General features: G+C 67.2%; 23 protein-coding genes. 11 read left to right on the top strand and 12 right to left on the bottom strand.

The features are described 5' to 3' along the window. Positions 1-29: 29 nt before the first annotated feature. On the bottom strand, positions 30-782 hold the full coding sequence (locus FBZ90_RS03180) for an enoyl-CoA hydratase-related protein (RefSeq protein ID WP_145729592.1): 753 nt from the start codon (positions 780-782) through the stop codon (positions 30-32). A gap of 348 nt (positions 783-1,130) precedes the next feature. Here FBZ90_RS03180 and FBZ90_RS03175 point away from each other — a divergent pair, with 348 nt between their 5' ends. After that, positions 1,131-2,096, top strand: a complete 966-nt coding sequence (locus tag FBZ90_RS03175) for an RNA polymerase factor sigma-32 (RefSeq protein ID WP_145729591.1) — start codon at positions 1,131-1,133, stop codon at positions 2,094-2,096. A gap of 133 nt (positions 2,097-2,229) precedes the next feature. On the opposite strand, the gene ggt is transcribed toward FBZ90_RS03175, so the two are convergent. The 3 genes from ggt to FBZ90_RS03160 form a co-directional block, all read right to left on the bottom strand. Next, on the bottom strand, positions 2,230-4,077 hold the full coding sequence (gene ggt, locus FBZ90_RS03170; RefSeq protein WP_246130130.1) for a gamma-glutamyltransferase: 1,848 nt from the start codon (positions 4,075-4,077) through the stop codon (positions 2,230-2,232). A gap of 312 nt (positions 4,078-4,389) precedes the next feature. Further along, the gene (locus tag FBZ90_RS03165) at positions 4,390-4,977 is read right to left on the bottom strand and encodes a cold-shock protein (RefSeq protein ID WP_145729590.1); all 588 of its coding nucleotides are present in this window, start codon (positions 4,975-4,977) and stop codon (positions 4,390-4,392) included. Between the two features lie 294 nt (positions 4,978-5,271). After that, the gene (locus FBZ90_RS03160) at positions 5,272-6,732 is read right to left on the bottom strand and encodes a sigma-54-dependent transcriptional regulator (protein WP_145729589.1); all 1,461 of its coding nucleotides are present in this window, start codon (positions 6,730-6,732) and stop codon (positions 5,272-5,274) included. 277 nt (positions 6,733-7,009) lie between these two features. Here FBZ90_RS03160 and FBZ90_RS03155 point away from each other — a divergent pair, with 277 nt between their 5' ends. Together FBZ90_RS03155 and ykgO are read left to right on the top strand one after the other, a co-directional pair. Then, positions 7,010-8,008 (top strand): SAM-dependent methyltransferase, encoded by a 999-nt coding sequence (locus tag FBZ90_RS03155; RefSeq protein WP_145729588.1) that lies wholly within the window; start codon positions 7,010-7,012, stop codon positions 8,006-8,008. Positions 8,009-8,105: 97 nt separating this feature from the next. Beyond that, positions 8,106-8,231, top strand: coding sequence for a type B 50S ribosomal protein L36 (gene ykgO / locus FBZ90_RS03150; RefSeq protein WP_012973122.1), 126 nt, complete (start codon positions 8,106-8,108; stop codon positions 8,229-8,231). Positions 8,232-8,478: 247 nt separating this feature from the next. Here ykgO and FBZ90_RS03145 read toward each other — a convergent pair whose 3' ends face one another. From FBZ90_RS03145 to FBZ90_RS03130, 4 genes are all read right to left on the bottom strand, one after another. Then, the gene (locus FBZ90_RS03145; protein WP_246130129.1) at positions 8,479-10,533 is read right to left on the bottom strand and encodes a M13 family metallopeptidase; all 2,055 of its coding nucleotides are present in this window, start codon (positions 10,531-10,533) and stop codon (positions 8,479-8,481) included. A gap of 81 nt (positions 10,534-10,614) precedes the next feature. Further along, the gene (locus FBZ90_RS03140) at positions 10,615-12,702 is read right to left on the bottom strand and encodes a M13 family metallopeptidase (RefSeq protein ID WP_246130128.1); all 2,088 of its coding nucleotides are present in this window, start codon (positions 12,700-12,702) and stop codon (positions 10,615-10,617) included. A gap of 191 nt (positions 12,703-12,893) precedes the next feature. Then, positions 12,894-13,469, bottom strand: a complete 576-nt coding sequence (locus FBZ90_RS03135) for a TIGR02444 family protein (protein ID WP_145729587.1) — start codon at positions 13,467-13,469, stop codon at positions 12,894-12,896. After that, positions 13,390-14,496 carry an ATP-dependent 6-phosphofructokinase gene (locus FBZ90_RS03130; RefSeq protein WP_145729586.1) on the bottom strand — a complete coding sequence of 369 codons (1,107 nt, stop codon included), beginning with the start codon at positions 14,494-14,496 and terminating at the stop codon, positions 13,390-13,392. Before FBZ90_RS03130 ends, FBZ90_RS03135 begins: the two co-directional genes overlap by 80 nt. A 185-nt stretch (positions 14,497-14,681) precedes the next feature. Between FBZ90_RS03130 and FBZ90_RS03125 the strand changes: the two genes are divergently transcribed. The 3 genes from FBZ90_RS03125 (at position 14,682) to FBZ90_RS03115 (ending at position 16,588) form a co-directional block, all read left to right on the top strand. Beyond that, entirely contained in the window at positions 14,682-14,882 is a 201-nt protein-coding gene (locus FBZ90_RS03125) for a YdcH family protein (protein ID WP_145729585.1), read from the top strand. Between the two features lie 165 nt (positions 14,883-15,047). Then, positions 15,048-15,512 (top strand): 5-(carboxyamino)imidazole ribonucleotide mutase, encoded by a 465-nt coding sequence (gene purE, locus FBZ90_RS03120; protein WP_145729918.1) that lies wholly within the window; start codon positions 15,048-15,050, stop codon positions 15,510-15,512. Then, positions 15,509-16,588: a 5-(carboxyamino)imidazole ribonucleotide synthase gene (locus FBZ90_RS03115; RefSeq protein ID WP_145729584.1), complete on the top strand. Its 1,080-nt coding sequence runs from the start codon at positions 15,509-15,511 to the stop codon at positions 16,586-16,588. The genes purE and FBZ90_RS03115 overlap by 4 nt, the downstream gene beginning before the upstream one ends. Before the next feature lie 18 nt (positions 16,589-16,606). On the opposite strand, the gene FBZ90_RS03110 is transcribed toward FBZ90_RS03115, so the two are convergent. Both FBZ90_RS03110 and FBZ90_RS03105 read right to left on the bottom strand, forming a co-directional pair. Then, positions 16,607-17,110, bottom strand: a complete 504-nt coding sequence (locus FBZ90_RS03110; RefSeq protein WP_145729583.1) for a hypothetical protein — start codon at positions 17,108-17,110, stop codon at positions 16,607-16,609. 71 nt (positions 17,111-17,181) lie between these two features. Continuing rightward, positions 17,182-17,370, bottom strand: coding sequence for a DUF4169 family protein (locus FBZ90_RS03105; RefSeq protein WP_145729582.1), 189 nt, complete (start codon positions 17,368-17,370; stop codon positions 17,182-17,184). 285 nt (positions 17,371-17,655) lie between these two features. On the opposite strand from FBZ90_RS03105, the gene FBZ90_RS03100 reads away from it, so the two are divergent. Both FBZ90_RS03100 and FBZ90_RS03095 read left to right on the top strand, forming a co-directional pair. Next, entirely contained in the window at positions 17,656-18,774 is a 1,119-nt protein-coding gene (locus FBZ90_RS03100) for a patatin-like phospholipase family protein (protein WP_145729581.1), read from the top strand. A gap of 274 nt (positions 18,775-19,048) precedes the next feature. Further along, positions 19,049-20,947, top strand: coding sequence for a propionyl-CoA synthetase (locus tag FBZ90_RS03095; protein WP_145729580.1), 1,899 nt, complete (start codon positions 19,049-19,051; stop codon positions 20,945-20,947). Positions 20,948-21,272: 325 nt separating this feature from the next. Here FBZ90_RS03095 and FBZ90_RS03090 read toward each other — a convergent pair whose 3' ends face one another. Next, positions 21,273-21,749 carry an Hsp20 family protein gene (locus FBZ90_RS03090; protein WP_145729579.1) on the bottom strand — a complete coding sequence of 159 codons (477 nt, stop codon included), beginning with the start codon at positions 21,747-21,749 and terminating at the stop codon, positions 21,273-21,275. A 338-nt stretch (positions 21,750-22,087) separates the two neighbouring features. Between FBZ90_RS03090 and FBZ90_RS03085 the strand changes: the two genes are divergently transcribed. Beyond that, positions 22,088-22,540 carry a DUF1465 family protein gene (locus tag FBZ90_RS03085; protein WP_276509081.1) on the top strand — a complete coding sequence of 151 codons (453 nt, stop codon included), beginning with the start codon at positions 22,088-22,090 and terminating at the stop codon, positions 22,538-22,540. A 214-nt stretch (positions 22,541-22,754) separates the two neighbouring features. Here FBZ90_RS03085 and rpmE read toward each other — a convergent pair whose 3' ends face one another. Then, positions 22,755-22,976: a 50S ribosomal protein L31 gene (gene rpmE / locus FBZ90_RS03080; protein WP_040848326.1), complete on the bottom strand. Its 222-nt coding sequence runs from the start codon at positions 22,974-22,976 to the stop codon at positions 22,755-22,757. 286 nt (positions 22,977-23,262) lie between these two features. Between rpmE and FBZ90_RS03075 the strand changes: the two genes are divergently transcribed. Next, a complete protein-coding gene (locus tag FBZ90_RS03075; protein WP_145729577.1) occupies positions 23,263-25,086 on the top strand; it encodes an ABC transporter transmembrane domain-containing protein in 1,824 nt (607 codons plus the stop codon). Positions 25,087-25,091: 5 nt separating this feature from the next. Next, positions 25,092-25,526, top strand: coding sequence for a hypothetical protein (locus tag FBZ90_RS03070; protein WP_145729576.1), 435 nt, complete (start codon positions 25,092-25,094; stop codon positions 25,524-25,526). Positions 25,527-25,561 lie beyond the last annotated feature (35 nt).

The raw sequence follows: 25,561 nt of genomic DNA, 5'->3' as shown, positions 1-25,561 counted from the left end.
CGGCCGGCGGGATAGGCCCCATCCGGCGTTCAGGCCTTGCCCTTGGACAGGAAGGCCTGGAAGGCGGCCTTGGCCTCGGGGCTGGCCAGCGCCTGGCTGAACAGCACGGCTTCCCGCGCCATGGTTTCCAACACCTGGGGCGTGTCATGGCGCATCAGGGCCTTGGTCTGGGCCATTGCCGCCCGGGGCTTCGCCGCCAGCGCCGCCGCCTTGGCGGCGGCATGTTCATACAGCGTGTCGGTGGGGATGACGGCGTTGATCAGGCCCGCCGCCTCCGCCGCGTCCGGCGCCAGCGCTTCGCCGGCCATCAGCATGGCGGCCGCCTTGGGATGGCCCAGCAGGCGGGCGGCCAGCAGGCTGGACCCCGCCTCCGGCACCAGGCCCAGGCTGACGAAGGGCATGGCGAAATGGGCGCTGGGCGCGGCATAGACCAGGTCGCAGTGCATCAGCAGGGTGGTGCCGATACCCACCGCGTGGCCCTCCACCGCCGCCACCACGGGCTTGGGGAAGGTGGCGAGCGCGCGCAGGAAACGCATCACCGGATTGTCGGCGGTCAGCGCCGGGCCGGCCAGGAAGTCCGCCAGATCGTTGCCGGCGGTGAAGCTGCCGCCCGATCCCTGGATCAGCACCGCCCCCACCGACTCGTCGGTGGCGGCGCCGGTCAAGGCATCGGCCAGGGCGGTGTACATGGCGCCGGTCAGGGCGTTCCGCTTTTCCGGGCGGTTCAGCACCAGGGTGCGCACCCCGTTCCCATCCTCCACCAGGACCGTGGCGTGACTCATCTCATGTCTCCCGAGGTGCCCCGGCGGCGGCGCAAGGACCTGCCCCGGGGTTAGTGATTGCTTATCCCCGGATGCTGCCGTAGGGGCGCGCGCCGGGCAAGGTTTGGTTGGCGCCTGCTTCCGCCTGTCCATCCTGTGGTGTGGAACCGCCGTCCCCGCAGGGAGGTTGACGGGGGCATTGGGCATGTCGCGCCACTGTTCAAGACTGTTAACCCAATCTTTAGATGTCCCGGCCAAAGATGACAGCGTGGTGAACGGGATGCGGCGGATTTGCCGCCCCGCGCCACGGCATTCTGGGCCAAGTCCGGCGTCGATGCACATCCGGACGGTACTGAAAGGGGACGGGCGATGGGTTCATTCTCTTCTGAGTCGGTCGACCTGCTGCGGGCCTACACGGCCCAGGCCAACCGCTACCCCATGCTGTCGCCTGAGCGCGAGCTTGAGCTGGCCAACCGTTGGGCCACCAGCCAAGACCAGCGCGCCGCTGACGAACTGGTACACAGCCATATGCGGCTGGCCATCAAGATCGCCTCGCGCTATGCCCGCTCCGGCCTGCCGGTGGGCGACCTGATCTCCGAAGCCAACATCGGCCTGGTCAAGGCGGTGCAGCGCTTCGACCCGGCGCGCGGCTTCCGTCTGGCGACCTACGCGCTATGGTGGATCCGGGCGGAGGTCCAGTCCTATGTCCTGCACAACTGGTCCATGCTGAAGGGTGGCAACACCGCCGCACTGAAGCGCCTGTTCTTCAACCTGCGCCAGGCCCAGCGCCGCCTGGGCATCCACGACCGCATGATGACGGACGAGGAGGCGGAGCGCATCGCGGTGGAGATGGACGCCACGGTGGAGGAGGTGCGGGAGATGGAGCACCGCTTCGCCACCCCTGTCGCCTCCCTGAACGTCGCCATGGGCGACGAGGGCGAGCAGGAAGCCATGGACCTGTTGGCCGATGATACCGAGTCCGTGGAAAGCCGCCTGGCCGAGGGCAGCGAGCTGAGCCAGCGCAAGGGCCTGATGCTGGACGCGCTGAAGGCCCTGGGCGACCGTGAGCGCCACATCTTCATCTCTCGCAACCTGGCGGAAGAGCCGGTGACGCTGGAACGGCTGGCCCAGCATTACGGCGTCAGCAAGGAACGCATCCGCCAGATCGAGACGGGCGCCTACAGCAAGGTGGCGCGCAGCGTGCGCCGGGCGGCCGAAGGCGGAACCGTCACCGCCCCCATCCTGCCCATGGCGGCCAAGCGTGCGAAGTCCGGCATGGGCCGCGTGCCCACCGCCAACGACATCATGGCCCAGGCCGCCCGCACGGCGGCGTGAGACTTAATGCAGGTTCCTTCAGGCGGCGGGCGCGGGCATGCGCCCGCTTGCCTTGTCCTCGCTCCGCCCTTCGGTACTCGCTTCGGTGGCCACAGTCGCGGCCTAATCAAAAGGTGAAAATGGCGGCGGCGCTTCAGTCCCCCGCTGCCAATCCCTCGCGGCGGGGGTCGACTCCGCCCTCCAGGCCGGTGGCGGTGTGTTTGATGACGTGCAGGCCGCTGGGCATGGACTTCAGTTCCACCGTCTGGCCCAACGCCTCCAGCCCGGCCTTCAGGGGCGGAGCCCAGGGGCCGTTCTCCAGCGCGGTGGTGCCGTTGCGGTTGACGATGCGCGGCAGGCTGACGGCCTCCTGCGCGTCCAGGCCCCAGTCCAGCGCCGCGATGATGGTTTCCGCGACATAGCCGATGATGGCCGGCCCGCCGGGCGAGCCCACCACCAGCACGGGCTTGCCCGCCTGGTCGAAGACGATGGTGGGCGCCATGGAGGATCGGGGGCGCTTGCCCGCCGCCACGGCGTTGGCCACGGGCAGACCGGTGCCGGGGCTGGTCGGGATGAAGGAGAAGTCGGTAAGCTGGTTGTTAAGCACATAGCCGTCCACCGCCATGCCCGAGCCGAAGGCGAACTCCACCGAGGTGGTGAAGGACACGGCCATGCCGCTGCCGTCCATCAGCGACATGTGCGAGGTCGAGGGGATGTCGGCCTGCCATCCGGGGCCGTACAGCGCGCCCTGCTTCTGCGGCGGCACGCCGGCGGCCACGGGGCCCTGGGCGGCGTGCGCCGGGTCGATCAGCTTGGCGCGGTCGGCCAGATAGCCTTTGTCCAGCAGACCCTTGGGCACGGTGACGAACGCCGGGTCGCCGACATAGAGGTCGCGGTCGGCATAGGCCAGGCGGCTGGCCTCCACCATCAGGTGCCAGGCGGTGGGCGAGTCCTTGCCCAGGCCCTTCATGTCGAAATGTTCCAGCAGGCCCAGCATCTCCACGATGGCGATGCCGCCGGAACTGCTAGGCCCCATGCTGCACACCTTCCACTGGCGGTAGGGCGTGCAGAGGGGGGCGCGCTCCTCCACCTTGTAGGCGGCCAGATCCTGGGCGGTGACCAGGGCCGGAGCCCCCCCCGGGGTGTTGGCTGGCAAGGCGCTGTCGGCCAGATGCTTGGCCAGGTCCTGGCCCAGGATGCCGTGGTAGTAAGCATCGGGGCCCTGTGCCGCCAGCACCTCCAGCGTATGGGCCATGGCCGGGTTGCGGAAGGTCTCTCCCGCCTGCAGGGGCGTCAGGCTGCCATCCGGCCCGGTGTGGAAGAACAGGGCCACCATGTCCGGCCGGTCCTTCAACTGCGGTGTCAGTCCTTTCAGCAGCAAGGCCAGGCGCGGGCTGACCACGAAGCCGTCGCGGGCCAATTGGAGGGCGGGCTGGAACAGCGTGGCCCAAGGCAGCTTGCCATAGCGCTTGTGCGCCTCCGCCAGCAGGGCGGGGATGCCGGGGGTGCCCACCGCGCGGCCGCCGTCGAAGGCGCGCATCAGGGGCATGGGGCGGCCGTCGCCGCCCACGAAGCGGTCGGGCAGGGCGCCCGCCGGCGCGGTTTCCCGCCCATCCAGCGAGACCAGCTTCTTGGCCTTCGGGTCCCAGATCAGCATGTAGCCGCCGCCGCCCAGGCCGGAGGACTGGGGTTCCACCAGGCCCAGCACCAGTTGCACGGCGATGGCGGCATCCACGGCGCTGCCGCCCTGGCGCAGCATGGCGTGCCCCGCTTCCACCGCCAGCGGGTTGGCCGCCACCACCATGTCGGACTTGGTGCGCACCAGCGGCCGGAGTGCGAACGGGGATGACAGTTCCGGATCGCCGCCCTGAGCGTGCGCCGGGCCGCTGGCGGCCAGCGGCGCCAGGGCCAGGGATGCGGCCAGCAGGACCGGGGCCAGCGCAAGGCCCAGGATGGAACGGTGGGGACGGGCGGGGGCGGTCTGCCGGGCGGTCTGGTGCATGTCGCAACAATGACATGGCGCTAGCGGCCGGGGAACAGGGGAACGGCCGCGCAGCGGGCCGCCTATCCCGGGCGTTGTCCTGCTAGCGCTACCATGTGCAAAAGACAAAACGCGCCGCCCTGGTGGACGGCGCGTTCCGTGTCTCCGGCCCGCAAATAAAGCTCCCCAACGCCGGCACCCGGATCGTTCCCCCGGAGGGGCGTCGCCATCAGGCACCAGCGGGTCGAGGACGAAGCAACTTACTTAGGTAAACAGGAAAGCCGGCGCCAGGAGCCCCCGGCGCCGTTCCTTCCCTTCCTCAAATCCGACGGATCAGAGGACTTCCACGCGGTTGGCCTGCGGACCCTTCTGACCCATGCTGGTCGTCAGGCGAACCCGCTGCTCCGGCGCCAGGGCGCGAACGCCCGAACGCTCCAGCGCGGTGATGTGGACGAACACGTCCTTCCCGCCGCCATCGGGGGTCACGAAGCCGAAGCCCTTGTCGGCGCTGTAGAACTTCACAGTGCCCTCGACCGTCTCGGTCGGGCCGCTGGCTTCCCAGCCGCCGGCGCGACGCGGGGCGCCACCACCGAAGCTGTCGCGGCGACCGCCGCCCATGCCGCCGCCCATGCCGCCGCCCATTCCGCCGCCGCCCGGGGTGGCGGTGGACTCATCCACGCTGTGGATGGCGGCAACCTGCGGACCCTTCTGGCCCTGGGACAGGTCGCAATTGATGGTGGTGCCGTCCGCCAAGCTGTCGTGGCCGAAGGCCTGCACGACGGAGGCGTGCAAGAAGGCGTCCGGCGACCCGTCGGACAGGGTCACGAAACCAAAACCTTTCGTGGGGTTGTACCATTTGACGGTGGCGTTGACGCCCCGGCGGGTGATCTGCGGGCTCTGCGGAGAACGGCGCTCATACATGTGATTTGAACTCGAATGTAGTCGATAAAGTGCTTGGCCGGGGGCACCGGTCGCAAGAAGGATCCCCACCACGCGCCCCTCCCAAGCCGGATCTGGCTGCGCAAGGATTTCCTCCTGTGTGGCAGCTTATACCGGAAAAAGCGGGACTGCACCAGCCATGCTATGGCCGGGCGCCAAGTCATTTCGTGCGCGGGCGGCGGGCCTAGGCGCGTAACGGGCGCCCGGGGATGAATAGACCGCAATAACGGGTGGCGTCAGCGGAACCGGGCCCCCAGATATTGCGTCCAAGTCACCTCAGCCGGTTATCTTGATTTTCCATTGCTGAAGCTTGCGGTAGATGGTCGACGGGCTGATTTCCAGCAGGGCGGCGGCGCGGGGCACGTCATCCCCCGTCAGCGCAAGCGCACGTTGAATCGCTTGCTTCTCCAGCTGCCACAAGGGCACGATTTCACCCGCCTCGGCCGATGGGGCGGACGCCGGTGGGCCGGCCGGATGCGTGGCCGCCGCAGCCGCCACCCCCTTGGAAACATTGGATTCCTGCGGGTTCAGGCGCAGGGGCGTCGCGTCGGCTGAGGCGCTGCGCAACGGTTCCGGCAGCATGGCGCGGGTGACCGCGGCGCCGTCATTCAGCACCACGACATTGCGCAGGATGTTCTGCAACTGCCGGACGTTGCCGGGAAAGTCGTAGGCCATCAACGCCGATTCGGCGTCCGCGTCCAGGCGTTGGAAGGCCTTGCCCTCCTCCTCCGCCATGTCGGTCAGGAAGTGGCGGGCGATGAGGCAGACATCGCCCTCACGATCACGCAAAGGGGGCAGATGGATGGGCACCACGTGCAGGCGATAATACAAATCCTCGCGGAAGCGGCCGGCCGCCACCTCCGCCAGCGGGTCGCGGTTGGTGGCGGAGATGAAGCGGACGTCCACCTTCTCCATCTGTGTGCCCCCCACGGGCTGGAAGGTGCCGGTCTGGACGAAGCGCAGGATCTTGGCCTGCAGCTCCATCGGCATTTCGCACACCTCATCCAGGAACAGGGTGCCGCCATCGGCCTGGCGCGCGGCGCCCGCGCGGTCCCCCACCGCCCCGGTGAAGGCGCCCTTCACATGGCCGAAGATTTCGCTTTCCAGCAAATCCTTGGGGATGGCGGCGCAGTTGATGGCGATGAAGGGATGGCCCCGGCGGGGGCTGCAGCGGTGGATGGCGTCGGCCGCCAGTTCCTTGCCCGTGCCGCTTTCGCCCGTCAGGAAGACGCTGGCCCGGCTGGGCGCCACGCTCTCGATCAGGCGGTAGACGGTCTGCATGGGGGCGGAAGCGCCGACGAAAGCGTGAAAGCTGCCCCGGTCCAATTCCCGCCGGTAATGCGCCACGATTCGCGTCAGGCGGCGGCGTTCCAGGGCGTTGCGCACGGTGACGATCAGGCGTGCGGCGGTGAACGGCTTCACCAGGAAGTCGAAGGCGCCGTCGCGCATGGCCTCCACCGCCACGCTGATGGAGCCATGGGCCGTCACCACGATGACCGGCAGGTCGGGGTGGCTTTCGCGCGCCGCGCGCAGCACCTCCAGCCCGTCCATGTCCGGCAGCTTCAGATCCAGCACCAGGGCGCCGGGCGGCGCGGTCCGCAGGCTGTCCAGCGCCAGGGTCCCGGTCTCCTGATGCTCCACCTCGTAGCCTTCGCTGCGCAGATATTCCATGTAGACCCGTGCCAGGGGGGCAGTGTCCTCGACAAGCAGCACCCGGTTGTGATCCGACTCGGTCATGGGGCTATCCAGTAAGCGGCGGGCCGGTGGGGCGGCAGGAAAAGCGCAGCAAAACGAGCGTACGACACCCACCGTTGGAAAAGAGGCATATTTGCCAGGTGGGTGGGATGCACAAGCGTCAGGGGCCGGTCGGCTGTTCCACCAAGGGCATTACCGGCGGGCGTCACCAGCGGGCGTCAACGGACCGCACGCGCGTTTCAGTATGGCCATTTCAACCGCCGCGCAATGACTGTACAATATGTTTCCGTGTTAATGATCCATGGGGCTGGTTCCACGCATGTCCGCCCAGCAGGGCTCCAAGGGTGCGGCGTTGCCGCAGGCGACCCTTCCGCGGGCGACCCTGCGGGACCGTTTCGTCGCCTGGTGGGAGGGCTATGACCTCGCGGCGCTACTCAGCCGCCGGCCACACCCGGATGAGGACGAGGCCGGTGCCGGCGGGGTGCCGGGGGGCAAGCAGTCGGCGCAATCCGCGGCCGACCGCCGGGTCCTGAACCGTTCCGGCAAGCCGCTATGGACGGCCACCCGCGTGCAGGTGGCGGAAAAAATCTGGGGTGACGGCTACGCCACCCCCGGCGGCAACGACCATATCCCGACCCTGGTGAAGCCCTTGGGGCTGAATCCGGCCATGAGCGTGCTGGACCTCGCGGCGGGCCTGGGCGGTTCCACCCGCAGTATGGCGTCGCAGTTCGGCGCCTGGGTGACGGGCCTGGAATCGAACCCGGTGCTGGCGGAAGCCGGCATGTTCCGGTCCCACAAGGCCGGCATGGCCCGGCAGGCCCCGATCCAGCCCTACGATCCCGAAACCTTCTCCTGGCCCAAGCGCGTGGACGCGGTGTTCGCCAAGGAAGGGTTCTACACCGTCCGCAACAAGGATGGCCTGCTGGACGCGGTGGAGGCGGCGTTGAAGCCGCGCGGCCACTTCCTGTTCACCGACTATGTGCTGGACAAGGCCAAGGCCGGCGGCCCGGTGTTCAAGGGCTGGCTGGACCACGAGCCGGTGGAGCCGCATCCCTGGACCGTGGACCAGTACGCCCAGGGCCTGCAGCAGCGTAACCTCGACATCCGCATCACCGAGGACATCTCCGACCTGCACCGTGGCCTGATCCTGTCCGCCATTCAGGGGCTGGTGACCCATCTGGAGCAGCACAGCATGGATCATGAGACCAAGGTCGCGGTGGTGGAGGAGGTGGAGCTGTGGGCCCGCCGGGTGGCCGTGCTGGACGCCGGCATCCGCCTGTACCGTTTCTACGTGTTGAAGCCTGCGGATATCAGCTGATCGATTTTACGATATGACTCAGGTTGACAGCGGGGCCGGCCCTTACTATTTTCCCGGCCTCGAACCGTGATCCAATCCAAGTGCCCGAGTCCAAATCATGAAGATCGTGAACTCCCTCAAGTCGATGAAGACCCGCCACAAGGCTTGCCGCGTTATTCGCCGCAAGGGTCGCGTGTACGTCATCAACAAGCAGAACCCGCGCTTCAAGGCCCGTCAGGGCTGATTTAAGCGTTTCTGCCCAGTGGCCGGTTCGCCGGCCATCGGAACCAAAAACCGCGCCTGGATGAAGGCGCGGTTTTTGCTTTTGTATCGCGGCGTGTCCGGGCCAGTTCTTGCCCAGGAAAAAGCCCCGCCGGTCGATTCGGCGGGGCTTTTCTGTGGTCTCGGCCATGGCACCGGCCTTGTGGCTGGGCCGATGCCAAATCGCGCTGGCGGCCCCTCTTGCGGAGGGGCCGCCGAATCGCGGCGTCTTACCAGACCTTGCAGGCCTTGGCGCCCCGGTTCATGGGGGCGTCGGCCTTGCAGTTGAACGCCTTGGCGAACTCCGGATTGTTGGAGACGACGCCGTTCACCCGGTACTCCGACAGGGAATGGACGTCAGTGATCGCCTGGTCGCGCTTGGCGTCGTCACGCTGGTTGCTGCACCACACCTGGGCATAGCCCAGGAAGAACTTCTGCTCGGTGGTGAAGCGCCCGTCCTTCTTGGCGGCCTTGCCCTTCAGGGTGGCCATCAGGGCCTTCAGCGCGATGGCGTGGCCGCCGTTGTCGGCCAGGTTCTCGCCCAGCGTGGCCTTGCCGTTCAGGTGCACGTCGTCGATGGCGACGAAGCCGTCATACTCATCCACCACGCACTGGGCGCGGGCCTCGAACTTCTTGGCGTCCTCGGGCGTCCACCAGTCCTTCAGGTTGCCGTTCTTGTCGTACTGGCGGCCCTGGTCGTCGAAGCCGTGCGTCATCTCATGGCCGATGACCGCGCCGATGGCGCCGTAGTTGATGGCGTCGTCGGCGCCCGCGAAATAGAACGGCGGCTGCAGGATGCCGGCCGGGAAGTTGATGTCGTTCTCGGTCGGGTCATAATAGGCGTTCACGGTCGGCGGGCTCATCTGCCATTCCGACCGATCGTGGGGCTTGCCGATCTTGTTCAGCTGGCGCTTGGTCTCGAACGTCGCGGCGCGTTCCACGTTGCCCACGAAGTCGTCCTTCTTGGTCACGACCGAGGAATAGTCGCGCCACTTGTCGGGATAGCCGATCTTTTCGGCGATGGCGTCCAGCTTCTCATGCGCGCGCTTCTTGGTTTCGGCGCTCATCCAGTCCAGCTGGTCGATGTCGACCGAGTATGCCGCCTTCAGGTTCTTCACCATGGTCAGCATCTTGGCCTTCTGCGCGGCGCCGAAGGCGGTCTTCACATAATACTTGCCCAGGTCCTCGCCCAGCGCGTCGTCCGTCTCCATGACGCAACGCTTCCAGCGGGGCATGTTCTGGTCCACGCCGCGCAGCTTCTTGGAATAGAAGCTGAAGCGCTCATCCACGAAAGGCTTGGACAGGCGGCTGGAGAAGGCGTGGGCGACGTGCCAGGACAGATAGGTCTTGACGTCATCCACCGACGCGCCGGCCAGGATGGTCTGCAACGCCTTGAAGAAATCGGGCTCCGTCACGTTCAGGGTCTGGAACGCGGGGGCGCCGGCGGCCTTGAAGTAGTCGGCCCAGGCGAAGCCGGGGGCCAGGGTGGACAGGGCGCCCACCGGCTTCTTGTTGTTCACCTTCTGCGGATCGTTGCGGTCGGCCAGGCTCAGCGACGCCTTGGCCAGGTCCGTCTCGATGCGCATCACCGTCTTGGCCTTGGCATCGGCCGCCGCCGGGGCGTCGCCCAGAAGCTGGAAGGTGCGCGACACGTGCTCGACATAGGCTTGGCGGATGCCGTCGAACTTGGCGCCTTCGCGGACGTAGTAATCGCGGTTGGGCAGGCCTAGGCCGCCCTGGTCGATCGCGGCGATATCCTGCCGGGCGTCCTCGAAGTCCGTCTGTGCGCCAAAGCCGAAGAACACGTCCACGCCGACGGCGTGCAGGGCCGCCACCAGGGCCGGCAACTGCTCCTTGCCCGGCAGCGCCTTGACCTGGTCCAGCAGCGGCTGGATGGGGGCGGCACCCTTGGCGTCGGCCCCGGCCTCGTCCATGCACGCGGCGTAGAAGTTGCCGACGCGTTCGTTGTCGGCGTTGGGGTGGGCGACGATGTCCTCCAGCGCGGCCTTCAGGATTTGCTGGTTGCGCTCATGCAGGGCGTTGAAGCTGCCCCACCGGGACTGATCGCTGGGGATGGGGTTGGCCTTGATCCACGGGCCGCAGGCGTACTGGTAGAAGTTCTGGCAGGGGTCGACGGTGTCGTCGACCTGGGGCAACGCCGACTCCGTGGCGGACGCCTTTTGGGGGGCGTCCGCGGCCTTGGCGGCGAGCGGCAGCGCCACCAGGGCGGTGGCCAGGGCGATGGGGGCCGCGCGATTCAAAATCCCCGCGATCGGTTTGCTCATAAGGGGTGCTCCACCTTCGTTATGTTCTTTGAAATGAAAAGGGGGCGCCGGCGGTGTGCGCCGGCGCCCCTCAGATACCCATCACCAGACGCGGCAGGCCTTCTCGCCGGCCACCATCTTGTCGGTGGGCTTGCAATTGAACGCCTCCGCGAACTCCTTCATGTTCGAGAGGGTGCCGTTCACCCGGAATTCCCCCAGCGAATGCGGGTCGGTCTGCGCTTGCAGGCGCCGGGTTTCCGGCCGCGCCTCGCCACACCAGACCTGGGCGAAGCCATAGAAGAAGCGTTGCGCCGCCGTCAGGCCGCCGATCTTCTCGTCCTTCCTGGCGCCCAGCCGTTCCATCAAGGCGCGGTAGGCCACGCGGATGCCACCGTTGTCGGCGGTGTTCTCGCCCAGCTTGAGCTTGCCGTTCTCCTTCACGTCGCCGTCGGCGACATAGCTGCCGTACTGGTCGACCAGGCACTGGGCGCGGGCCTTGAACTTCTCCGCGTCGTCGGCCGTCCACCAGTCCTTCAGGTTGCCGTTGCCGTCGAACTTGCGGCCCTGGTCATCGAAGCCATGGGTGATCTCATGGCCGATGACCACGCCGATGGCGCCGTAATTGGTGGCGTCGTCGGCCGCGTCATTGAAGAAGGGCGGCTGCAGGATGCCGGCCGGGAAGTTGATGTCGTTGTGGGCGGAGGAATAGTAGGCGTTGACCGTCGGCGGGGTCATGGACCATTCGCCCTTGTCCACCGGCTTGCCGATCTTGGCCATGTCGTAGTGGAATTCGAAGGTCTCGGCCCGCAGGGCGTTGCCCAGGGCATCGCCGCGGCTGACGGTCAGGGCGCTGTAATCGCGCCATTTGTCCGGATAGCCGATCTTGGCGGTGAAGGCGTCCAGCTTGGCATGGGCCTTGGCCTGGGTCTCGGGGCTCATCCACGTCAGGGTGGGGAAGGTCTCGTCCAGCGCCTTGCGGATATCGGCCACCATCTGCAGCATGCGGGTCTTCTTCTCCGGCCCGAAGGCGCGGGCGACGAAGTATTTGCCCAGATCCTCGCCCAGGGCGGCGTCGGTCGCGGCGACGCAGCGCTTCCACCGGGGCTTCATCTCCCGGGCGCCGCGCAAGGTGCGGTCATAGAAGTCGAAGTTCTCCTGGACGAAGGCGTCCGGCAGCCAGGTGGCATAGGCGGACAGCGTGCGCCAGGTCAGGTAGGTCTTGATGTCCGCCAGGCTCAGCTCCCGGATCAGCTTGCTCTCCCGCTTCATGTAGTCGGGATTGCTGACATTCAGCGTGGCCGGCGGCTTCAGGCCGGCGCCATGGATGTAGGCCGTCCAGTTGATCGCCGGGTCCAGGGACTGCAGTTCGGCGAAGGTCTTGAGATGGTAACGGTTCTCCGGCTCGCGCATGGCCGTGCGGTCCAGCGAGGCGTCGGCCAGCTGCGTCTCGATGCGCATCACCGTCTGCGCCTTGGCCTCCGCGTCCGGCAGGCCCGCCAGCGCCATCATCTTCCCGATATGGGCGACGTAGGCGGCGCGCTGCTGCTTGGACTTGTCGTCGTCCTTGAAATAGTACGGCTTGTCCGGCAGGCCCAGGCCGCCCTGGTAGACGCCGGCGATGACCTGGGTCGCGTCCTTGAAGTCCTGTTGCTGCCCAACCCGGTGGAAGGCGTTGACGCCGGCCATGTGCAGGTCGATCAACAGGCCGCTCAGGGCCTTCTTGCTCTTCAGGCCGTTGATGCGGGCCAGCAGCGGCTGCAAGGGCGCCAGGCCGCGGGACTCGATGCCCGCCTCGTCCATGCAGGCGGCATAGAAGTCGGCGATGCGCTGCCCCTCGAAAGACGCGTTGGCGGATGTGGAGCGAGCCGCCAGCTTCTCCAGCTCATCATGCAGCAGGGCCAGGTTGTCGTCGGCCAGCTTGTTGAAGGTGCCCCAGCGCGACTGGTCGGCGGGAATGGGGTTGCGCTTGTTCCAGACGCTGCAGGCGTGAAGGAAGAAGTTGTCGCACGGGCTGACGCCGTTATCCACCACGGGCAGCCCGGGGGCGGCCGGGGTGTCCGGCGCCGGTTGCGCTGCGGCCAACGGCGGTGCCGGGGGCTTGGTGTCGGTGGTGTGGCAGCCGGCCAAGCCGGCGGCGGCGATCAAGGCGGCCACGGCGGCCGATGTGGAAAGGCTGCGTACCCCTGACATGATGACCCATCATCTGTTGTTGTCGTTGTTCCCCGGCGGGAAGCCCCAACAAGATCCCGCTGCCGGCCGATACCGCTGCCCTCGGGCACCGGGCCTGGAACCCAGATGGGGGTCAAAATCGACGTCGCCTGAAATTTTGATGTCGGGCGAAATGATTTGACGGTCGCGACCATATCATAGCCGTCGCGGCGTCAGGAAAGCGCCTTGTGTAACCGCTCTGTAACCGGCCCCGCGTCCGGGGGCAGCAGCCGCGCCAGATTGTCGCGCAGGGCGGTCGGACAAGGGGGGCGGGGCCCCACCGGCGACGGCCAGCCCGCCGCCAGCCCCTCAAGGGCGGTCATGTACAGCCGCTCGGCCTCCAGCTCCGCCGCCTTGACATCCTGGCGCAGGGCCTCGCCACCAGGCAGATCCTTGAGGGCGCGGCGGGCGTGGCGCAGGGGCGCGATCACCGGTCCCCGCCACCGGTCGGCCAGGGCCTGGGCGGCATTCATGTCCGCTTCCGTCAGGATATGGCCCCGGGCCGCCGCCCATACCCCCCACAACAGAAGGGGCACGTCAGCGCCGACGGTGTCCTGGGCCTCCAGGCACAGGGCGGCCACCCCGGGTCGCGCATATATTTCAAGGGCGAAGGGCCAGAGCGGGGCAGGGGTCGGCTCTCCCGGGGCCGTGTCCTCGGTCACCCGATTTTCAGCCAACGGGTTCGCCCATGGGCTCGCCCACGTAAATGCCCAGGCCGCGCGCCGTGCGCACCAGGGTGCCGTCCACATCCACCGCGGCGTAGGCCTTGATAGCGTCGGCGATGGGCACGTCGATGACCTTGCGGTTGGACCAGGCCACCATGCGGTCGTACCGACCTTGCGCGATCAGGTCCACGGCATGCACGCCGAAGGCCGAGGCGATCAGCCGGTCGCGGGGATTGGGGGACCCGCCGCGCTGCACATGGCCCAGCACGGTGACGCGGGTTTCGGCCCCGGTCGCCTCCGCGATCAGGTGGCCGATATAGCCGCCGATGCCGCCATAGCGCTTTTGCCCATCGCTGAACTCCTGCCGCGCCTTGCCGCCGCCGGGCAGGGTCGCCGCTTCCGACACCACCACCAGGGCGAAGTTGCGGCCATGGGCCCGGATCTGGCGGATGCGGTTGGCCACCCCCTCCACCGTCCACGGAATCTCCGGCAGCAGGATCACGTCGGCGCCGCCGGCGATGCCGGCCGCCAGCGCGATGTGGCCGGCGTCCCGGCCCATGACCTCCAGCACCATGACGCGGGCATGGCTGGCGGCGGTGGGTTGCAGGCGGTCCAGCGCCTCCGTCGCCACGGCGACGGCGGTGTCATAGCCCACCGACACCTCGGTCAGGCCCAGATCGTTGTCGATGGTCTTGGGGATGCCGACCAGGTTAAGGCCCCCCTCCTGCGCCAGGCGGCGCAGGATGGCCAGGCTGCCGTCGCCGCCTATGCCGATCAGGGCGTCCAGGCCCAGTTCGCGGCAGCCGCTGATGATCTCTTGCGACCGATCCTTCTTACTGCCGTCCGGCATGGGATAGGCGAAGGGGTCGCCCTTGTTGGTGGTGCCCAGCACGGTGCCGCCCTGGCGCAGGATGGTTCCGTCCACGTCGGCGGGCAGCAGCACGCGGTGGCGCACCGGGCGGTCCAGCAGGCCATGGGTGCCTTCCTCGATGCCCACGACCTGCCAGTTGTAGGTCGTGACGGCGCGGTGGACCACGGCGCGGATGACGGCGTTCAGGCCGGCGCAATCGCCGCCGCTGGTCAGGATGCCGATGCGCTTGCCGTTGCTCATGCCGTCGCTCATCATCAGGGGAATGGGTCAGGGGCACGACCGATACGACGGTCGAGACCTGAGTTTGAGGAAAACCGGACCTGCCCGCAATCGCCGAAAGACATGCCGAAAGGCAGCACCCCTGCCTGCGGATTTCTGGTATAGATCGCCCGATGATCGAGATCAGCGAACGCTAAAAGGCACGGATGACTGAACAACACACCCTGAAGGAGAAGCTGGCGACGCTTCGGGTGGAGCATCGTGACCTCGACGACATCATCACCCGGCTGACAAGCCAGTTCCCGGTGGATCAGTTGCAGATTCAGCGGCTGAAGAAGCGCAAGTTGCTGCTGAAGGACTTGATCGCGCGGCTGGAAAGCGAGTTGCTGCCCGACATCATCGCTTGATGTCATCTCCCACCCCGGATGGCCCCCGCCCGGGCGTGGCGGGCATGCGGCGCCGGCACTTGCGCGGTCGCCGCCCGCTCCTATAATCCGGCGCTTCTTTTATCCCGGGGGGGAGCATCACCGGTGAGCCAGAAGCCTGAAAGCGCGCCGCTAGTCGGTATCATCATGGGCAGCCAGTCCGACTGGGCGACCATGCGTCACGGCGCCGCCGTCCTGGAAGAACTGGGCGTGCCCTTTGAGACGCGCATCGTTTCCGCCCACCGCACCCCCCATCGCCTGGTCGACTACGCCACCACCGCCCGCGACCGTGGCCTGAAGGTCATCGTCGCCGGTGCCGGCGGTGCCGCCCATCTGCCCGGCATGGCCGCCGCCATGACCCCGCTGCCCGTGTTCGGCGTGCCGGTGGAAAGCCACGCGCTGAAGGGCATGGACAGCCTGTTGTCCATCGCGCAGATGCCGGGCGGCATCCCCGTGGGTACCTTGGCCATTGGCAAGGCCGGCGCCATCAATGCCGCCCTGCTGGCCGCCGCCGTCCTGGCCCTGTCCGACACGCGGCTGGCCGACGCGTTGGATGCCTGGCGCGCCGCCCAGACGGAGCGTGTGGCCCTGGAGCCGCAGGACGAGGCATGAGCAAGAACGCGCTTACCGTCGTGCCTCCAGGTTCGACCATTGGCATGTTGGGCAACGGCCAGCTGGGCCGCATGACGGCGCTGGCCGCGGCCAACCTGGGCTATCGCGTCCATGTCTTCGGGCCGGATCAGGACAGCCCCTGCGCCCAGGTGGCGGCGACGGAAACCCTGGCCGCGTTCGACGATTGGGCGGCGCTGGAGGCTTTCGCGCGCTCCGTCGACGTCGTGACGCTGGAGTGGGAGAACATCCCCACCGCCACCATCGATTTCCTGGCCGCCCGCGTTGCCACCGTGCCGGGCTCAGGCGTCCTGGCCGTGGCCCAGGACCGGGTGGCGGAAAAGACCTTCGCCAATAGCCTGGGCATCGGCACCGCCCCCTTCCGCGCGGTGAACGATGCCGATTCCCTGCGCGCCGCCGTGGCCGACCTGGGGACCCCGTCCATCCTCAAGTCGACGCGCATGGGCTATGACGGCAAGGGCCAGGTGCGTCTGGCCCCTGACAGCGACCTGGCCGCCGCCTGGGAAGCGTTGCGCACCGATTCCGCCGTGCTGGAAGGCTTCGTGACGTTCGCTTGCGAGGTTTCCGTCATCGTCGCCCGCCGGGCCGATGGCGTCATGGCCGCCTTCCCGGTGGTGGAAAACCGCCATGCCAAGGGCATCCTGGACGAAACCCTGGTGCCGGCGGCGGTGACCCCGGCCGTGGCGGACGAGGCCACGCGCATTGCCCGGACCCTGACCGAGGCACTGGGCGTGGTCGGTCTGCTGGCGGTGGAGATGTTCGTGACGCCGGACGGGCGGGTGCTGGTGAACGAGATGGCGCCCCGGCCCCACAACTCCGGCCACTGGACCATGGATTTCTGCGCGACCAGCCAGTTCGAGCAGCTGGTGCGCGCCGTCTGTGGCCTGCCCTTGGGTGCCACCGACATCCTGGCCCCCTGCATGATGAAGAACCTGATCGGCGACGATGTGGACCAGTGGCACGCCCTGCTGGCCGAACCGGGCGCCCGCCTGCACCTCTATGGCAAGGCGGAGGCGCGGCCCGGCCGCAAGATGGGGCATGTGAACCGTCCACGCTGAGGCCGCGCCTTTAACGCATCAGCTGGGGAAAACGTCGCTGACGCTGGTTCCAGGCAGGCCGGGCAGGTTGTCCCAGGAACTGTCGCCGGGCGCGGTTTGCAGCATGTAGGACCAATGGCTGACGTTCATGGCGGCGTTGCCGCCCGTCATCTGCATCAGGAAAGCCCACTGGCCGTCCCGCTCAACCATACGGCCGTTGCCGAACGTCAACGTCAGGGTTGAGCTGTCGGTGGCGTCGAGGCTCGCCGCATCCACCGGCGCGAACGTGAGGGCCACGTCGCCCCTGGGCGTGACCGATCCCGCCACGGTCATGTAGGAAAAGGCGCCACCGTTCAGGCTGGCCGCGCACTGGCCGACCACATAGCCGGCCTCATACTTTTCCAGATACCAGACGGTTTGGTCCTGTATCAGCGCGCTTCGCACGGTGGCGCCGTTCAGCACCTGCAAGGCCGGCAAGGTGAGCGTCGGCACATACCAATAGGTGCCCGCCAACCAGGACCATATATCCGTTACGCCTGTCACGGTTCCCTCCTGTTATTCTCAATTGAGGAGAGTAACAGGATTGTTATACTATCTAAAGTAAATGAATCGGCTCAGGCGTCGTCATCTGGGTCGAGATGCTTGCCGTCCAGGTCGGCGGTTTGCCGGTCCTGGCGCTGTTGCTCCGCCGTGCGTTCCGCCTTGGTGCGGCCATGGACGACACGATTCTCGGCCGCCTTGGCCGCCCGTTCCTCCTTGGCCTTTTGCTTACGAAACCGGTTCAGGTTGACCACGTCACCCACGGTCGTCTTCCCCTCGTCATGATGCCCGGAAGAGGCGCGGCCAACCAAGATGGCGGTTCGTACGCGCCCTGCATCCCAAGTCACTAACCTAACCTTAACCCAGGATCAGCATTGTTCAAGACGGGTTTGTTCCGCTTGATAGGGCGGGGTATGAATTATCCGCGAAATGGGCTGGACTTTTTCGACAAGCCCCGGCGGTTGTTAACCATGTTGTGCCTGCGGGGCCGGCGAATTCTGTGATTCGCCTTCACCGCGATGGCGCTTTTCTTCGAGGGTTAGGACGGTATGGACGGTTCTGCGGGTAGTGCGGTCAAGGGGCGGCGGCGGCGGACAACACCGGTGTCCCCGGCGCCGGCGGCGACCCCGGGGGCATCGGCCCCGGCCCGGCGCACCGTCAATCTGGCGCTGCAGGGCGGTGGGTCCCACGGCGCCTTCACCTGGGGCGTCCTGGACCGCCTGCTGGAGGATGGCCGCTTGGATGTCGAGGGCATCAGCGGCACCAGTGCCGGCGCCGTCAACGGTGCCCTGCTGGCCTATGGCCTGCTGACCGGCGGGGCGGAGGAGGCGCGGGGCCTGCTGCACCGCCTCTGGCGGCGCATGGCCAAAAGTTCGGCCACCGGCCCCTTGCAGCCGACCTGGCTGGATTGGATGACGGGCGGGGCCCGCCGCAACCTGGACCATTCTCCGGTCTATGCCGGGCTGGATCTCATGGTGCGCATGATGTCGCCCTACCAGTTCAATCCGCTGGGCCTGAACCCCATGCGGGACGTGCTGGAGGGGCTGATCGACTTCGACGTGCTGCGCCGGTCCGAGGGCGTGCGCCTATTCGTCAGCGCCACCAACGTCAACCGCGGCCAATTGCGGGTGTTCAAGGGCCAGGATCTGTCGATGGACGCCCTGCTGGCCTCCGCCTGCGTGCCCATCCTGTTCCAGGCGGTGGAAATCGAGGGTGAGCCGTATTGGGACGGGGGCTACATGGGCAACCCCACGCTCCACCCCCTGCTGCACGACTGCCGCGCCACCGACATCCTGGTGGTCCAGGTGACGCCGCTGCAGCGGCCCACCGTGCCCACGGCGCCCAGCGCCATCGTTGATCGCATGAGCGAGATCGGCTTCAACGCCACCCTGCTGCGGGAACTGAAGTCGCTGGAGCTGGTGAATCGCCTGTGCGCCGACCATGGTATCGATCCGGCGGAGGCTGGCGTACGCCCCGTGTTCCTGCACTTGGTGGAACCGGGCACGGGCATGGCGGACCTGGGCGTCTCCAGCAAGCTGAACGCCGACTGGGGCTTCCTGACGGAGTTGCGCGACATGGGCCGGGCCGCGGCGGATGATTGGCTGACCCGCTGCTACGACCAGGTGGGGCGCGAAAGCAGTTTCGCCGCCGGTCGCGCCATCATCTGAGCGGCGGTCGGGCGAGCCGGCCTTCCTCCCCTGCTTACCTTCCTCCCCTTTCGTGCCGGCGCCTATGGCGGGTGCGTGCGCCCCGGCGCCTGAATCGGTGTTGCCCTGTCCTGACGGGTGGGACAGGCGGTTCAGGCTTGGCGGCGGCGGACGACTCGGTAGGATGGTAAGGCGCCGTTGATCTGCCTCAAGGCCGCCGTCACGCCGGCCTGCGACGATCAGGGCATCAAGCAAGAAAGGGACCCGTGTGGCGGGTCCAAGGGGGGATGCGCGGATGAGCGGACGCTACGCGGAAATATACAACCGGTCCCTGGACGACCCTGAGGGTTTCTGGGCGGAGGCGGCGCAGGCCATCGATTGGATCCGCCCTTGGGATCAGGTGCTGGACGACAGCCGGGCTCCCCTGTTCCGCTGGTTCACCGGCGGCCAGTTGAACACCTGTTGGAACGCGTTGGACCGCCATGTGGCCGCGGGCCGGGGCGACCAGGTGGCGCTGATCCATGACCGGCCCATCACCAGCACCGTCGAGACCTACACCTATCGGGAATTGCTGGACCTGACGGCGCGCTTCGCCGGCCTGCTGGCGGCGCAGGGGGTGGGGAAGGGTGACCGGGTCATCCTCTACATGCCCATGGTGGCCGAGGCGGTCGTCGCCATGCTGGCCTGCGCCCGGCTGGGCGCCATCCACTCCGTGGTATTCGGCGGTTTCGCCGCGCGCGAGTTGGCCACCCGCCTGGACGACGCCAAGCCCAAGGTCGTCGTCTCCGCCTCCTGCGGGATCGAGGGCGCCCGGATCATCCCCTACAAGCCCTTGCTGGACAGCGCCATCGACCAGGCGGCGCACAAGCCCGACCGGTGCATCATCCTGCAGCGGCCGCAGGAAGCCGCGCCGTTGATGCCGGGCCGCGACATCGACTGGGCGGAGATCGAGGGGGCTGCACCGCACGATTGCGTGCCGGTGGCCGCCACCGACCCGCTGTACATCCTCTACACCTCCGGCACCACGGGCCAGCCCAAGGGCGTGGTGCGCGACAATGGCGGCCACGCCGTGGCGCTGAAATGGACCATGGAGCATTTCTACGGCCTGAAGCCGGGGGAGGTGTTCTGGGCCGCCAGCGACGTCGGCTGGGTGGTGGGCCACAGCTACATCGTCTATGCCCCGCTGCTGCACGGCGCCACCACGGTGCTGTATGAGGGCAAGCCCGTGGGCACCCCGGACGCAAGCGCCTATTGGCGGGTGATCAGCCAGCACAAGGTCAGCATGCTGTTCACCGCCCCCACCGCCTTCCGCGCCATCAAGCGCGAGGACCCGGACGGGTTGCTGCTCAAGAATTTCGACCTCAGCCACTTCCGCCAGCTCTATCTGGCGGGCGAGCGGTCGGACAGCGACACCCTGCGCTGGGCCGAAACTCACCTGAAGGTGCCGGTCATCGACAATTGGTGGCAGACGGAAACTGGCTGGCCAGTGGCGGGCAATCCCGCCGGGTTGGGGCTGATGCCGGTCAAGCACGGTTCCGTCTGCAAGCCCCTGCCGGGATGGGATGTGCGAGTCCTGGACGCCCAGGGGCATGAGGTGCCGCCCGGAACGCTGGGGGCGGTCACCATGCGTTTGCCGCTGCCGCCGGGGGCGCTGCCCACCTTGTGGAACGCGGAGGAACGCTTCATCCGCAGCTATCTGGCGGAATACCCGGGCTTCTACCAGACGTCCGATGCCGGCTACATGGACGAGGACGGCTACCTGTTCATCATGGCCCGCACCGACGACATCATCAACGTCGCCGGCCACCGCTTGTCCACCGGTGCCATGGAAGAGGTGCTGGCGGGCCATCCCGACGTGGCGGAATGCGCCGTCATCGGTGTGCATGACACCCTGAAGGGGCAATTGCCCTTGGGCTTCCTGGTGCTGAAGGCCGGGGTCACACGGTCGCATGACACCATCGTGGCCGAGGTGGTCCAGCGGGTGCGCGAAATCATCGGGCCCGTCGCCGCCTTCCGCCAAGCCCTGGTGGTGGACCGCCTGCCCAAGACGCGGTCCGGCAAAATCCTACGGGCGACCATGCAGAAGATCGCGGATCAGGAGGCGTGGGCCATGCCGGCCACCATCGACGACCCGGCGATTTTGGAGGAGATTGGACACGCCCTTTCCGAAGCCGGATTTGGGCGAAAAAGATAGGAAAAACAATGGAATATCCGCGCCAATCTGCCGCTTCGGGTTACCCCCGATGTGGCAAAATTGTGACGGTGCGTTGACTGATCTGCGGTCTTTGTTGCCAAAGTGGGTTGACTGGCCCGCGTGCCCTGCATACCGTCCGTTTCGAAGTTTGGTACGGGTTGAACGGGCGGGCAAAATCGGCAGCCGGAAAAACGGCGCCACTGGGAGTGTGAAAGAGGCCGCAGCGCAAATGCTGCGGCCCTTTCCATTTTTGGTGTCTGCTTGGCACCGATGGGTGGGGCCAGGCGTCGCCCGCCCGGCCCCTTCCGATCACTTACCCTCTGCTTTAATTGGCGACTTGGCCGGTGGGCAGCGCGGTCGTCGTCTGGCTGAGGTTGGTGATGGGGATGTGGCGCGGCTTGGCCGTCTCCGGCACCTCCCGCACCAGGTCGATGTGCAACAAGCCGTTTTCCAGCGTCGCGCCGGTTACCCGGATATGCTCCGCCAACTGGAAGCGGCGCTCGAAGGCGCGGCCGGCGATGCCCCGGTGCAGGTACTGCGCCTGCTGGGCGGACGACTCGTCCTTGCGGGACTTGCCGATCACCGTCAGCGCGTTCTCCTGCGTCACGATGTCGATCTCTTCCTGACCGAAGCCGGCGACCGCCATGGTGATGCGGTAGTCGTCATCGCCCCGCTTTTCGATGTTGTAGGGCGGATAGGCGTTGCCCTGGTCCTCGGTCTTCAGCGCCGACTCCATGAGGCGGGTCAGGCGGTCGAAACCGACGGTGGAACGGAACAGCGGGGACAGGTCGTAACTGCGCATGATAATCCTCCGGTAGAGCGATCACCCCGGCCCCTGGGCGCCATCGTGGCCGTCCCGGTGGGTGGGGTTTCATGCCGGCTCCAGGAACCCCTCCAGGGCATTCCCGCCGACGATCTTTCATCTGTGAATGCCTGCGCCGGATTTCAATAGGGGGGCCGCCGGCCCCGTGCCCGCGTGGGATTTGTTTAAAAACCCCGCCCTCTATTTCCAAAGATTTAAGCCTTTCGCGGCACTCTGTATTCACACCTCCTGTGACCAGAAGGTGATCACGGGCCGGCGTGTATTGCGGGGCGGATCGATTCGGCCCTACAGTCAACGTCCGTGCCCGGGTTACGCCGGTGGGAACCCCCCATGCGGTATCCAGGACCAGCCCGGAGAAAGGGACGTCGTTGCTCGAGTCCAATGCCTTTTTTGATCGGACGTACGAGGAGACGATGGCCCTCTTGGTTGAGGCGCGCAACTACGTCGCCTTTCAGGAAGCCAAGGACCAGCGGGGCCTGCCCCCCCAGGTTCGACTGCAGATCAGCTACGAATCGCTGCGCGTCACCAGCCGCCTGACCCAGGTGATGGCCTGGCTGCTGGCCCTCAAGGCGGTGCATGCCCACGAGCTGACGGCCGATCAGGTGCTGGGCGATCAGTTCGCGCTGTCCGGCGGTGCCATCTGCAGCGATCCCTCGGGCCCCGATAATGGCGAGTTGCCCGCCGGCCTGCGCTCGCTGCTGCAACGCAGCCATAGCCTCTATATGCGGGCGGAGCGCCTGGAAGACCAATACCGGCGCAGCGTGGCTTGACGCTTTCCCCAGGTGGCGGCAGGCGTATCTGACCCTTCGGGCACCCCGAAATATCCTGCCCCGACATATCCGGGAACCTGCGGGCGGTCCTTGCGCGCCCCTGATCGACAGGGGCGGGGGCTTGGCGCCTGGCATCAGGCAGCAAAAAAGAGCGCCCCGGATGGGACGCTCTTTTTTGAAAGCGTGAGCGGCGTGCGGCGTGGCCGCCCGCGGCTTACTTCAGGCCCAGGCCCGAGAAGCGGCGGTTGAACTTGGCGATCTGGCCGCCAGTGTCGACCAGCTTCTGCACGCCCGTCCACGCCGGGTGCGACTTCGGGTCGATGTCCAGGCGCAGCGTGTCGCCGGCCTTGCCCATGGTGCTCCGGGTCTTGAACGAGGTGCCGTCGGTCATGACGACGGTGATCTCATGGTAGTCCGGGTGAATGTCAGCTTTCATGATCGCCCAAGTCCCAAAACAAAAATCTCGAAATGCGAAGCCGGGCTTATAGCCAAAACCGTCCCCGGGATCAACACCCGATCACGCGCTTCTTGCGCGCGCAGACGCCACAGCCGCGCATGGCTGTGCCACAGGGTGGGTGCCGAACGGTCTGGCGGTGGTTGCCCCACGGCCGTCCAGGCATTACCTAAGCCATCACGCGCGCGGGGCCAAGCTGATTGTTCAGGACCGTTGAATGATGGGGGCGACCGCGCATGCCGCTTGATACAGATTGGGAATATCGCCGGTGACCGACGCCAGCCCGTCCACCCCGCCCGCCCGCAAGTCGTTGCGCCCCTTGGCCTTTCTGCTGCCCTTTGTTCGGCCTTACGTTTGGCACTCGGTGGGGGCGGGCATCGCCCTGCTGCTGGCGGCGGCCACCACCATCGGCATGGGCCGCGGCCTCCAGGCGGTGGTGGACCAGGGCTTCGTCACCAGCAATCCGCACCTGCTGGACCATGCGCTGCTGGTGATGCTGGGCGTCATCCTGGTGCTGGCGGGGTCCACCTATGTGCGCTTCTCCCTGGTTTCCTGGGTGGGGGAACGGGTGGTTGCCGACATCCGCCGCGCGGTTTTCGACCATCTGGTGACCTTGTCGCCCGGATTCTTCGAATCGACCCGCACGGGCGAGGTGCTGTCCCGCCTGACCACGGACACGACGCTGTTGCAGACGGTGGTGGGCTCCACCATCTCCATCGCCTTGCGCAACTCCCTGATGCTGTTGGGCGGGCTGGTCATGCTGGCCATCACCAGCGCCAAGCTGACGGCGCTGGTGCTGATCGTCGTGCCCCTGGTGGTGCTGCCCATCGTCATCCTGGGCCGGTCCTTGCGTAAGCTCAGCAAGGACAGCCAGGACCGCGTGGCCGATGTGGGCGCCCAGGTGGATGAGACGCTGGGCGGCATCCGCATCGTGCAGGCCTTCGGACATGAGACCATCGAGACGGCGCGCTTCGGCAGCCGGGTGGAGGATGCCTTCATCACCGCCGTGCGCCGCATCCGCGTGCGGGCATTGATGGCCATGATCATCATCTCGCTGGTCATGGGGGCCATCGGCGTTATCCTGTGGATCGGCGGGCACGACGTGCTGGCCGGCCGCATCTCCGCCGGCCAGCTCTCCGCCTTTATCTTTTATTCCGTGCTGGTGGCCGGCGCCGTCGGCGCCATCTCCGAGGTCACGGGTGAGTTGCAGCGTGCCGCCGGCGCCATGGAGCGGCTGGTGGACCTGCTGGACACCAAGTCCGACATCGTGGCCCCGGCCAACCCGGTGGCGCTGCCCACCCCGGCCATCGGCACCGTGGCCTTCGAGGGCGTGCGCTTCCACTACCCGGCCCGGCCCGACCATGCCGCGCTGGAGGGCCTGGACCTGACGGTGGCGCCGGGCGAGACGGTGGCCATCGTCGGCCCCAGCGGCGCCGGCAAGACCACCCTGTTCCAGCTGCTGTTGCGCTTCTACGACCCGCAGGACGGCCGCGTGCTGGTGGACGGTGTGGACGTGCGCACGGCCACCCCGGGGGACGTGCGCGCCCGCCTGGGCATCGTCCCGCAGGAGGCGGTGATCTTCTCCACCAACGCGTGGGAGAACATCCGCTATGGCCGGCCCGACGCCACGGATGAGGAGGTGCGCGCCGCCGCCCGCGCCGCGCACGCGCTGGACTTCCTGGAGGCCCTGCCCGACGGCTTGGGCACCTATCTGGGGGAGAAGGGCGTGCGCCTGTCCGGCGGCCAGCGCCAGCGCATCGCCATTGCCCGCGCCATCCTGCGCAACCCGAAGATCCTGCTGCTGGACGAGGCGACCTCCGCCCTGGACGCGGAGAGCGAGCGCGGGGTGCAACTGGCCCTGGAAACCCTGATGAAGGACCGCACCACCCTCATCATCGCCCATCGCCTGGCCACCGTGCTGAACGCCGACCGCATCATCGTCCTGGACAAGGGCAAGATCGTCGCCAGCGGCCGCCATGAGGAACTGATCCGCCAGGGAGGCCTCTACGCCCGGCTGGCGGCACTGCAGTTCGATGCGGCCAGCGGGACGGCCAGCGGGGCGCCCAAGGAGGAGGGCGAGGCGGCGGAGTAGGGGAGATGACGCTGGATGGGGTGCAGGTTCGGGAAGACGGCCTGGTCGTGGGTTTCCGCTATCACGATGGGCAGCTTGCCGGCTTCGCGGCGAGCGAAGACGGGCTGCGCTTCGACATTCGTTCCGTTGACGGTGCGGAGCGCACGATCCTGGAGGCGCGCGGTGTAATTGACTTCGCCGTCCAGGACTATTGGCCCGGCACCGTCCTCTCCACCATTCATCTCTGGCGCGTGGGAGAACCGGCACTGCTACCGTTGGCCGCGCAAGCACTGGACGATCTTTATCAGGGCCGCGCCACGGCTGGCGACCTGTCGACGCTGGTGGCCCGCCAGCGGAGGCACCATCCAGAAGCGCTGATCCTTCACCTTGATTCCAGTTATGGCGGTACCTTCACCTGCCTCTGTGAGCGGGTTCGGCACGTTGACGGAAATACGGCTTAGCCGTACCCTTGCGTCATAGGGTCGGAGACGCCATG

The sequence above is a fragment of the Nitrospirillum pindoramense genome (genome assembly GCF_007827955.1).
Taxonomy (GTDB): Bacteria; Pseudomonadota; Alphaproteobacteria; order Azospirillales; family Azospirillaceae; genus Nitrospirillum; species Nitrospirillum amazonense_B.
Note: the sequence above shows the minus strand (reverse complement) of the source record. Positions and strands in the feature narration are given on the sequence as shown.